Source organism: Streptomyces sp. NPDC031132 (genome assembly GCF_055570595.1).
The window spans coordinates 25097-34295 of sequence record NZ_JBVIGX010000052.1; the positions used below are offsets into that span (position 1 = coordinate 25097).

At 72.5% G+C, this 9199-nt stretch carries 10 protein-coding genes; 5 read left to right on the forward strand and 5 right to left on the reverse strand.

Annotated features, from left to right (window positions below):
- Nucleotides 1-93 precede the first annotated feature (93 nt).
- Complete coding sequence (locus ACZ49B_RS36665; protein ID WP_468314975.1) at nt 94-1038, reverse strand: helix-turn-helix transcriptional regulator; 945 nt, start codon at nt 1036-1038, stop codon at nt 94-96.
- A 63-nt stretch (nt 1039-1101) separates the two neighbouring features.
- Between ACZ49B_RS36665 and ACZ49B_RS36670 the strand changes: the two genes are divergently transcribed.
- Both ACZ49B_RS36670 and pfkB read left to right on the forward strand, forming a co-directional pair.
- Complete coding sequence (locus ACZ49B_RS36670; RefSeq protein ID WP_468314978.1) at nt 1102-2673, forward strand: MFS transporter; 1572 nt, start codon at nt 1102-1104, stop codon at nt 2671-2673.
- A gap of 119 nt (nt 2674-2792) precedes the next feature.
- The gene (gene pfkB / locus ACZ49B_RS36675) at nt 2793-3743 is read left to right on the forward strand and encodes a 1-phosphofructokinase (RefSeq protein WP_468314981.1); all 951 of its coding nucleotides are present in this window, start codon (nt 2793-2795) and stop codon (nt 3741-3743) included.
- 18 nt (nt 3744-3761) lie between these two features.
- On the opposite strand, the gene ACZ49B_RS36680 is transcribed toward pfkB, so the two are convergent.
- Entirely contained in the window at nt 3762-4544 is a 783-nt protein-coding gene (locus ACZ49B_RS36680; RefSeq protein ID WP_468314984.1) for a DUF6227 family protein, read from the reverse strand.
- 191 nt (nt 4545-4735) lie between these two features.
- On the opposite strand from ACZ49B_RS36680, the gene ACZ49B_RS36685 reads away from it, so the two are divergent.
- The gene (locus ACZ49B_RS36685) at nt 4736-5377 is read left to right on the forward strand and encodes a vitamin K epoxide reductase family protein (protein WP_468314987.1); all 642 of its coding nucleotides are present in this window, start codon (nt 4736-4738) and stop codon (nt 5375-5377) included.
- 107 nt (nt 5378-5484) lie between these two features.
- On the opposite strand, the gene ACZ49B_RS36690 is transcribed toward ACZ49B_RS36685, so the two are convergent.
- Complete coding sequence (locus ACZ49B_RS36690; RefSeq protein ID WP_468315004.1) at nt 5485-5895, reverse strand: rodlin; 411 nt, start codon at nt 5893-5895, stop codon at nt 5485-5487.
- A gap of 282 nt (nt 5896-6177) precedes the next feature.
- On the opposite strand from ACZ49B_RS36690, the gene ACZ49B_RS36695 reads away from it, so the two are divergent.
- Together ACZ49B_RS36695 and ACZ49B_RS36700 are read left to right on the forward strand one after the other, a co-directional pair.
- Nucleotides 6178-6813, forward strand: a complete 636-nt coding sequence (locus ACZ49B_RS36695) for a hypothetical protein (protein WP_468314990.1) — start codon at nt 6178-6180, stop codon at nt 6811-6813.
- A gap of 167 nt (nt 6814-6980) precedes the next feature.
- Nucleotides 6981-7220, forward strand: coding sequence for a chaplin (locus ACZ49B_RS36700; protein WP_133897779.1), 240 nt, complete (start codon nt 6981-6983; stop codon nt 7218-7220).
- 86 nt (nt 7221-7306) lie between these two features.
- Here the strand turns inward: ACZ49B_RS36700 and ACZ49B_RS36705 are convergent, their stop codons facing one another.
- Together ACZ49B_RS36705 and ACZ49B_RS36710 are read right to left on the reverse strand one after the other, a co-directional pair.
- Nucleotides 7307-7654 (reverse strand): hypothetical protein, encoded by a 348-nt coding sequence (locus ACZ49B_RS36705; protein ID WP_468314993.1) that lies wholly within the window; start codon nt 7652-7654, stop codon nt 7307-7309.
- A 165-nt stretch (nt 7655-7819) separates the two neighbouring features.
- A complete protein-coding gene (locus tag ACZ49B_RS36710) occupies nt 7820-9034 on the reverse strand; it encodes a chaplin (RefSeq protein WP_468314996.1) in 1215 nt (404 codons plus the stop codon).
- Nucleotides 9035-9199 lie beyond the last annotated feature (165 nt).

Consider the following 9199-nt stretch of genomic DNA (forward strand, 5'->3'; position numbering starts at 1 on the left):
ACCCCCCCAGACGCCGGGGGCTCCCTTTTCTGCCCCTGCGGCGGCGGTCGAGCTTTCTGCCCCCGCGGTGGCGGTCGAGCCCCCCGGCTCCGGCTACGGCGCCGTCGCCGAGGTCAGGCGCGCCGCCAGCGCACGGGCCGCCGCCGCCAAGGTCTCCGGGGCGTGGACCGTGAAGGGGATGCCGACCAGGGCCAGGCGGGCCGCCACCCACTCCGGGGAGTCCGCGCTCGGGAACCGCACCCGGCAGCCCCCGCCCTCGGATTCGGCATCGGCTCGCAGCCACCCCGGCAGCGCCTCCGCCGGGCCCGCGAAGGAGGCCTCCACCGCGTACGTCTCGCCGCCCCGCAGCCCGCGCCGTACGAACTCCGCCGCCTCCATCGGCAGCTCCCGCGGAGTGAACCGCGCGCCCGTCGCGAACGGCTCCGCCACCCGGTCCACCCGGAACGTCCGCCAGTCCTCCCGGTCCAGGTCGTACGCCACCAGGTACCACCGGCTCCCCGTGCTCACCAGCCGGTACGGCTCCACCAGCCGCCGCGAATCCGCCCCGTCCCGCGCCCGGTACGCGAACCGCAGCCGCTCCGGCCCCGCCACCGCCGACGCCATCGTCGTCAGCGTCCGCGGGTCCACGCTGGCCCCGTCCCCGCGGGTCACCGCGATCGTGGCCGACTGCAGCGCGCCCACCCGGCGCCGCAGCCGCCCCGGCAGGACCTGTTCCAGCTTCGCGAGGGCCCGTACGGAGGCCTCCTCCACCCCCTCGATCGCATGCCCGGCGCCCGCCCGCAGGCCCACCGCGATCGCCACCGCCTCCTCGTCGTCGAGCAGCAGCGGCGGCATCGCGGCCCCCGCCACCAGCCGGTACCCGCCCTCCGCACCCAGCGTGGCCTCCACCGGGTACCCGAGCTCCCGCAGCCGTTCGATGTCGCGCCGGATCGTCCTCGCGCTCACCCGCAGCCGTTCCGCCAGCTCGCTCCCGGGCCATTCGCGCGGGGTCTGGAGGAGGGAGAGCAGGGTGAGCAGCCGTGCCGGGGTGTCCGTCATGCAATCCAGGTTGCCAGTGAAATAGGACACCAACTGACCTACATGCCGTCTAGGTTTCTCTCCATGAGCACCGAGACGTCCAAGACAGCGCCCGAGAGAGAGAACGGGCCCGTACAAGAAGAGCGGAACGACCTCGTCCACGACGAAGCAGCCTCCAGCTCGCACGCCGACCGCCGCCGCTGGCTGGCGCTCGCCATCGTGATGACCGCAGCCTTCATGGACCTGGTCGACGTCACGATCGTCAACATCGCGATACCCCGCATGCGCGAGGACTTCGGCGCCTCCACCAGCGCGATCCAGTGGATCACCGCCGGTTACGCGCTCGCCTTCGCCGCCGGCCTGATCACCGGCGGTCGTCTCGGTGACATCTACGGGCGCAAGCGCCTCTTCCTCATCGGCATCGCAGGCTTCACCGCCGCCTCGCTGCTCTGCGGCATCGCCGCCAACCCCGACATGCTCGTCGCCTCCCGCATCCTCCAGGGCGCCATGGCGTCGCTGATGGTCCCGCAGGTGCTGGCGATCATCCACGTGACCTTCCCGCCCCACGAGCGCGGCAAGGTCTTCGGCATGTTCGGCGCGATCGTCGGCCTCGGCGCCGTCTCCGGCCCGATGCTCGGCGCCCTGCTCACCGAGTGGAACCTCCTCGGTCTCGAATGGCGCCCGATCTTCCTGATCAACCTGCCGGTCGGCATCGCCGGCGTGATCCTGGGCCGCAAGTTCATCACCGAGTCCAAGGCCCCCAAGGCCCTGCGCCTCGACGTGGTCGGTGTCGTGCTGGCCACCCTCGCCCTGGTCATGCTGATCTTCCCCCTCACGCACGGCCGTGAGAACGACTGGCCGGTCTGGGGCTTCGTCTGCATGATCGCCTCGCCCTTCGTCTTCGCCGGCTTCATCGCGTACGAGAAGTACAAGATCCGCAAGGACGGCTCCCCGCTGGTGGAGCTCTCCCTCTTCAAGGTCAAGAGCTTCGCGGGCGGCATCGCCGTCCAGCTGACCTTCGGCATCGCGACCGGCATCTTCTTCCTGGTCTGGACGATGTACATGCAGATGGGCCTCGGCTGGAGCGCCCTGAAGGCCGGCGCCACCGGCATCCCGTTCTCCCTCGCCGTCTCGGCCGCCGCGGGCATGTCCGTAGGGAAGCTCGTACCGCGCTTCGGCCGCAAGGTGCTGCAGGCGGGCGCGCTGATCATGGCCGGAGGCATCCTCCTCTACATCTGGGAGGCGCAGCGCTACGGCATGGAGATCGCCTCCTGGCAGATGGCCGCACCGCTGATCCTCATGGGCATCGGCATGGGGCTGATCGTCGCCCCGCTGAACGACACCGTGCTGTCCGAGGTGCCCCGCGAGCACGCCGGCTCCGCGTCCGGCCTGATCAACACCACCGGCCAGATGGGCAACGCGCTGGGCCTCGGACTCACCTCCGTCGTCTTCTTCGGGCTGATGGACGACGACCGCGTCTTCGGCCCGCCGTACGTCGACGCCTTCCACGGCGCGCTGTGGTGGATCGTGGCCGTGATGATCGTGATCTTCGGGGTGATGTTCGTGCTGCCGCGCAAGTCGGTCCCGATGGAGCAGCGCGAGGGCGGCAGGCAGGCCGAGGCCTCGGCCGCTCCGGAGGCCGTCCCCGCCGGGTAGGCCCGCACCGCTCCCCCCTGACGGGCATGTCCGCTTCTGTTGGCGGACATGCCCGTTTGCTTTGGTTTGCTGCGGAACCGGCGTACGGTGGGCGCGTGATCCGCAGAGGTCGTGCTCGTATGATCCTCACCGTCACCCCGAACCCCTCCCTCGACCGGACGTACGAGGTCCCCTCGCTGGTCCGCGGCGCCGTGCTGCGCGCCACCGGCGACCGCGTCGACCCCGGAGGCAAGGGGGTCAACGTCTCCCGCGCGGTGGCCGCCGCGGGAGTCCTCACGACGGCGGTCCTCCCGCTCGGCGGCGTCTCGGGCGCGCTGATCGCCGAAATGCTGGGTGCACAGGGTGTGGACGTGACCGCGGTGACGGTCGCCGGGCAGACCCGGTCGAACATCTCGCTCGTCGAACCGGACGGCACCCTCACCAAGATCAACGCGCCCGGTCCCGAACTCACCCCGGAGGAATCCGCCCTCCTGCTGGAGACCGTCCGTACCGAGGCCGGAGAACCGGCCTGGATCGCGGCCTGCGGCAGCCTCCCGCGCGGCCTGGCAACCGAGTGGTACGCCGACCTGGTCGCCCGGGCCCGCGAGGCCGGCGCCAAGGTCGCGCTGGACACCTCGGGCCGGGCGCTGACCGCCGCACTGCAGGCCCGCCCGGACCTGATCAAGCCCAACACAGCGGAACTCGCCGAGGCCGTCGGCCGCCCGCTGGCCACCCTGGGCGAGGTCGCCCGGGCCGCCCAGGAGCTCCGCGCCCGCGGCGCGGGCGCGGTGCTCGCCTCGCTCGGCGCGGACGGTCAGCTCCTGGTGAGCGCCGAGGGCACCTTCCACGGCACCGCGCCGGTGGCCGCCGTCCGCAGCGACGTCGGAGCGGGCGACGCCTCGCTCGCCGGCTTCCTGATCGCGGGCGGGACCGGCCCCGGGGCCCTCGCCTCGGCCCTGGCCCACGGCGCCGCCGCGGTCCAGCTCCCCGGCAGCGCCATGCCGGTCCCCGCGGACCTGCGCCCCGAGGCGGTCCGCGTCACCGAGAACCCGCCCCCGGACCTCCGCCTGTCCGCCCCCGCCACGCCGTGAACCGGCGCTGAAGCGGCGTCACCTCACCCGCGCGCGGAGCTCCATCGCCCCGCGGGCGGCCGCCTCGCTCTCGTACACCTCGCACATGTGCCGCCCGTCCGGCGTCGCCGTGTGCTCGACCTCCCACAGGCTGACCTCGCTCCCGTCCAGCAGCACGAACGAGTGCTCGTACAGGCTGAATCCGGCACTCCGCCCGTCCGCCCGGCACGGCCGGGTGCCGAACGCCTGGGTGATCTGGTGCGCGTACGCCGATCTCAGCAGCAGCGCCGTCCGCTCGCCCGGCCGGTCAGGGTTCTCCGCGCGCCGCAGCACCCTGCGCGCGTGGTCGGCGGACTCCCCCACCGCATACTCCCGGTGCCGGTGCGCCGGCGCACCGGCCGCGAACAGCGCGCTCAGCACCGCCACCTCGGTGTCCGGCTCCTCCTCGGCAGCGGCGAACGCCGGGTCCAGCTCCGGGTCGAACGCGGCCTCCGCCGGGGCGTCGCCGAACAGCCGGGCCACGGCCAGGCAGGTCTCCGCCTTGCTCACGAAGACCTCGTGCCGGATCGTCCGGTCGCCCTCCAGCCGGTACACCAACTCCCACAGGGAGGCCGAACCGCCGTCGGACAGCAGGTACGTGTGCCGGTGGGTTTCCCTCCACCGCCCCGCCGCCGGGCTGTGGTGGGTGGTGTACAGGGAAGAGCTGTGGGCGAGCGCCGTACCGAGGCGCTCGACCAACCGGTCCGGCAGGTCGAAGGAGTTGAGGGCGCGGCCCAGGAGTCGCTCGAGGTGCGCCTCGGTTGTCTCGTACGGATCGCTCAAGGTGGGTCTCCAGGCCGTCGCAGCTAGTGACTTCGCGGAAGCTCAACGTAGCCCCTGGCTCTGACATCACGTCCGGGGTTCGGTAAAACGTCCGGGAAGCATCCGGGGTTCCCCCACCCCTTCAGGTCAACTTGCGCAGGGATGCGCATGGTTCGCCCGGGTCTGTGCCGGAGCGGGGGAACATGGGCCGTATGGCAACGAAAACAGTGGGCCTTCCCCGCCAGCAGGGGCGGCCCCACAGTCGACACGAGGACGAACCGGCCGCCACCCCACGGGCGTTGGCCTGGCTGCTGGTACTGACCGGGGCCGCCGGGGTGCTGGCCTCGTGGGTGATCACCCTCGACAAGTTCCTGCTGCTGGAGGACCCGGACTTCAAGCCCGCCTGCAGCCTCAACCCCGTGGTCTCCTGCGGCAGCGTCATGCAGAGCGACCAGGCGGCGGCCTTCGGCTTCCCCAACCCCCTGCTGGGACTGGTCGCGTACGGGGCGGTCGTGTGCGTCGGCGCGGGCCTGCTGGCCGGCGCCCGCTACCGCGGCTGGTTCTGGCTGGGACTGAACGCCGGCACCGTCTTCGGAGTCGGCTTCTGCAGCTGGCTGATGGCGCAGTCCCTGTACGAGATCAACGCGCTCTGCCTGTGGTGCTGTCTGACCTGGGTGGCCACCCTGCTGATGTTCTGGGCGGTCACCGCGTACAACGTCCGCACCCGCGCCCTGCCCGCACCCGGCCCGGTGCGGACCTTCTTCACCGAGTTCGGCTGGGCCCCGCCCGCCCTGCACATCGGAGTGATCGGGATGCTGATCCTCACCCGGTGGTGGGAGTTCTGGACCGGGTGACGGCCCGGCACGCGCGAGGGCCCCGGCAGCTGGAGGCTGCCGGGGCCCTCGTCACATCGCTCCACGGGCGGGGTGGGCCCGTACCGCAAAAGTCAGGGGAGCGGAGATCAGCTGCCGAGGGCGCCGTTGCCCGACAGGACCGGGATGTTGTCCAGGATGTGGGAGAGCGGCTCGTCGCCCTTGGCCTGGGTGGAGTTCTCGGTGCACTGCTGGTTCATCGGGTTGGACAGGACCGGGATGTCCTGGACGCCGACGTTGATGAGCGCGAGGAGCGACTGCGCGTTGACCTTGGCCGGCAGGCCGATGCAGGGCTTGTTGAGCGTGCCCTGGACCAGGCTGAGCTGCGGGCTCAGGTCGCCCGCGGTCTTCTGGTTGCCGTAGATCTGGGAGGCACCGTTCCCGTTGATGGTGGTGACCCCGTTGTCGTTGCCGATGGCCATGGCCGGGGCGGCAACAGCAGCGCCCGCGCCGACGGCGGCGGCGGTGACCGCGGCAGCAGTCATGATCTTCTTGAGCATCATTGGTCCTTTTGTCGCACGAGTGCCCGCTAGTGGAGCGTCCTGGTCAACTGCCCTGCCGGGGGGTTGGTTCCGCGGCTTCACTCGAACGGCCCGCTCGGCTCGAGGTTTTCCCCACCCCGGGTGAGCGTCCTGCGGACGCATGCGCGAAGCCCGTACGCAGCCCGCACAGTCGACCGGGATCCCACACCCTCCGGTTGCGCTCCGTGCAGGGTGTTCCCACGGTGGGTAAGGAAGCGGATCGCTCGGGTCCGCCTCTGTGCGACCACCGAAGGAACCCCTATGCACCGCACGAAGCCGTTCCGCAGCCGCGTCCTCGTCCCGTCGGCCCTCGCCGTCGTCATACTCACCGGCGCGGCCGCCCCCGCGGGCGCCGCGGACGGTGACGCGGCAGCCGCCGCCAGGAAACGAGTGGCGGCCGCCCAGCAGCAGATCGACCGCCGCGTGGCGGCGGCCGGCCCGCTCGACGACCTCCTCGCGGGGATCACCGCGACCCTGGACGGACTCCTCAAGTCCCTCCAGAACCTGCTGCCGGGGGTCACGCTCCCGCCGATCCAGCTGCCGACGCTGCCGAACCTCCCGTCGATCCCGTCGATCCCGTCGCTGCCGATCCCCACCGTCCCCGAGATCCCGGAGATTCCCGAGATCCCCGAGATCCCCGAGATTCCCGAGATCCCCGAGATCCCCGTCTCCAAGCCGGCGGCACCTGTCTCCAAGCCGGCGGCGCCCGTCGCCAAGCCGGCGGTCCCGGCCAAGCCGGCGGTCCCGGCCAAGCCGGCGGTCCCGGCCAAGCCGGCGGTCCCGGCCAAGCCGGCGGTCCCGGCCAAGCCGGCGGTCCCGGCCAAGCCGGCCCCGGCACCGGTCAACCCGGTCCTGACGCCGGTGGAGATCGTGCCGGAGGGCCCCGGCCTCCCGTAGCGGGGAGGCAGGGTGGCGGAGGACGGCCGGAAAACCGCGCATGGTTACGACTATTGAGCTGAACAGGTCTGATTACATGCGAGGCCGTGTCGTCCGGGAGTCTGAACCGTTTCGCTCGGTGTGAGCCCCGCGTCGGGGCAGAACATCGAACAGAAGGTGCACTTCCCATGAACTCTGCCAAGAAGGCCGCCCTGGTCCTGGCCTCCGCCGGTCTCGCTGCGGCCGGTGCCGCCGGCTCCGCCATGGCCGACTCGTCGGCCGAGGGCGCGGCCGTGGGCTCCCCCGGTGTCCTCTCGGGCAACCTGGTCCAGGTCCCGGTTCACGTTCCGGTCAACGTCTGCGGCAACACCGTGAACGTGATCGCTGCGCTGAACCCCGCGTTCGGCAACGTCTGCGTCAACGACTGACGTCTGTCGCACACCTGACTGTGGGCGCCACCGGCCTCGGCCGGTGGCGCCCACAGCGGTTTGTCCGGGGAAGCGAGCCGAGCGGCTCAGTGCGCCCCGCCGTTGAGCTGCACGCCGCCGAGGAGCGGGGACGCCTTCGTGAGACCGTTCGCGACCTCGAGCACCTCGCCCGGCGCATTGTTGCGGACCTGGTTGACGCGCTGGGCGGTGTCCACGACCTGGGTGACGGTCTCGCCCTGCTCGGCCAGCCCGTTGCCCAGGGTCTGCGGGAGCGACTCGGTGACCGGGGCGAGCGAGTTGAACGTCTCGGTGGCCCCGCCCGTCAGGCTCGTGGGGGGCATCGCCGCCGGCGCGTCGGCAGCGAAGGCGGGAGCGGAGGCGCCGAGCGCGGCAACGGAGCCGGCGATGACCGCGGCGACCTTCGTGAGCTTCATTATCGAAATCCTCTTCTTTCGTGGACAGATGGATCAGTGGCGACCGTCGCGCCGCTTTCGCCCTGGTAACGATTTCCCGCCGCTCCGGAAACGCGTACGGCAGCGGCCGGAGAACCCGTCGGGGATTCTCCGGCCGATATTTCTTCCGATTACCGGTATTGCCGGTCAGGAGATACGGGACCTCCGGTACAGAATGGCGCCGCCCAGGATCAGTGCCGAGGCGAGGGCCGCCGCGGCGGCGGGCTGTCCCGCCCCGGTCTCGGCGAGCGCCGGCGCCGACACGTGCGCCGGGGCGGGTGCGGGGACGGGCGCGGCCGGGACCGGCGCCGCGGGGACGGGAGCCGGCGCCGGTGCCGGTGCCGGCGCCAGGTGGACGGGGAGGTCGCCGGCGGGGGCGGCCGGCGGCTGGTCGGCGGGACGGACGACCTCGGGAGCGGGCGCCGGGGCCGGGTGCTCCACGAACTGGCTGCCGTGCGGCGGGGCGGGGACGGGCGCTTCCTCGGCGACGGGAGCGGGAGCCGGGAGCGGTCGGGGCGCCTCCGCGACCGGAGCGGGAAGCGTCACGGGTGTCTCCGCCACCGGGGCCGGGAGGGTCACCGGAGCGGGGACGGGCTCCGGCGCGGGCTGCGGCGGAGCGGGCGTCTCCGCGACCGGGACGGGCTCGGGAGCCGGGTGGGGGACGGGCCGCGGCTGCGGCCGTTCGGGTGCCGGGGGCGCGTGGTGGGCCTCGGGCGCCGGCGCCGGGAGGGCGTGCGGGTGGTCGTCGCACTTCTCCTCGTCCGGACCGCGGTGACTTCCCTGCCCGCGCGGTCCGACCTGATCGCGGTGGTCGCCGTGGTCGGCCGGTCCGCGGTGATCGCGGTGGTCGGCCGGTGCGCCGTGGCTCCGGTCGCCCTCGTCCGATCCGCCGTGGCCGCCCTCGTCGCGGGACTCCTCGTGGCGGGGTGCCGCGTGCCGCGGCCCCGGCCGGCGGGACTCCTCGTGACGGGGCTCCTGCCGGCGCTGCTCCGGCAGCGCGTGCCGGCCTCCCCGGCGCTCCTCGAGGTAGCGCTCGAAGACCTCGGCGTTCTCGGGACTGAGGTAGCGCCCGTAGTCGTGGTCGGCGTGGTGTGCGTCCGAACCGGTCGTGGTGGCGCACGTGTTCCCGAACGAGGGGTTGAGCGCTGCTCCGCCGTCCACACTGTTGCCGCACACGTTCGGCGAGAGGGTGATCGGTGCCGAGATGCTGTTGCCGGACAGCACGCCCGGTGAATGCGAGGCTTCGGCCATCGCCGCCGGGTGCGCGCAGGCCGCGCCGGTCGCGATCGACAGCAGGCTCGAGGCGGCCGCCGCCGTGAGCACCCCCTTGCCCAGTACCTGTCGGCTCAGTACCTGTCGCATGGGTCCTTCCCTGTCTCCGGCACTCCCGCCGGTGCTGAATCGAAGGTGGGGGGGGGGGGGGGGGGGGGGGGGGGGAAGGGGGGGGGGAGGGGGGGGGCGGGGGGGGGGAGGGGGGAGGGCTTATGTGTGCCTAGGATAGGCTGTCATAGCTAAGGTGCGGCGCAG

Excerpts from the sequence above, each read along its gene's own strand:
- ACZ49B_RS36705 (WP_468314993.1), bottom strand. The coding sequence starts at position 7,654 with ATGAAGCTCACGAAGGTCGCCGCGGTCATCGCCGGCTCCGTTGCCGCG.
- ACZ49B_RS36670 (WP_468314978.1), top strand. The coding sequence starts at position 1,102 with ATGAGCACCGAGACGTCCAAGACAGCGCCCGAGAGAGAGAACGGGCCC.
- ACZ49B_RS36710 (WP_468314996.1), bottom strand. The coding sequence starts at position 9,034 with ATGCGACAGGTACTGAGCCGACAGGTACTGGGCAAGGGGGTGCTCACG.
- ACZ49B_RS36695 (WP_468314990.1), top strand. The coding sequence starts at position 6,178 with ATGCACCGCACGAAGCCGTTCCGCAGCCGCGTCCTCGTCCCGTCGGCC.
- ACZ49B_RS36700 (WP_133897779.1), top strand. The coding sequence starts at position 6,981 with ATGAACTCTGCCAAGAAGGCCGCCCTGGTCCTGGCCTCCGCCGGTCTC.
- ACZ49B_RS36690 (WP_468315004.1), bottom strand. The coding sequence starts at position 5,895 with ATGCTCAAGAAGATCATGACTGCTGCCGCGGTCACCGCCGCCGCCGTC.
- pfkB (WP_468314981.1), top strand. The coding sequence starts at position 2,793 with ATGATCCTCACCGTCACCCCGAACCCCTCCCTCGACCGGACGTACGAG.
- ACZ49B_RS36665 (WP_468314975.1), bottom strand. The coding sequence starts at position 1,038 with ATGACGGACACCCCGGCACGGCTGCTCACCCTGCTCTCCCTCCTCCAG.
- ACZ49B_RS36685 (WP_468314987.1), top strand. The coding sequence starts at position 4,736 with ATGGCAACGAAAACAGTGGGCCTTCCCCGCCAGCAGGGGCGGCCCCAC.